This is a genomic window from Mycobacterium sp. 663a-19, from assembly GCF_035616495.1.
GTDB lineage: Bacteria > Actinomycetota > Actinomycetes > Mycobacteriales > Mycobacteriaceae > Mycobacterium.
Window position 1 is genome coordinate 1 of sequence record NZ_JAPJAV010000057.1, and the last position, 265, is coordinate 265.

The 265-nt window shown below is 75.1% G+C and carries 1 protein-coding gene; it reads right to left on the reverse strand.

What is annotated here, in order from left to right:
* Nucleotides 1-265: AMP-binding protein (locus OQ968_RS24850; RefSeq protein WP_324682307.1), on the reverse strand; the 265-nt coding region annotated here is incomplete at both ends.

Here is a 265-nt window from a genome sequence, read left to right on the forward strand (position 1 = left end):
GGCGGCCCCGGTTTTGAGCACCCCGAGCATCGCGGTGATCGCCTGGCCCGAGCGGCCCAGCAGCAGCGCCACACACCGGCCCGGGCCCACCCCCCGCCCGGCCAGCATGCGCGCGATGCCGGTGGCGGCCGCATCCAACTCCGCATACGTCATCGACTGGTCCAGGTAGGTGATGGCCGGCGCGGTCGGGGTGGCCGCGACTTGGGCGGCGAACAACACCGGCACCGACACCGCGGCATCCGAGGCCAGCGCGGGTGCGCTGGCC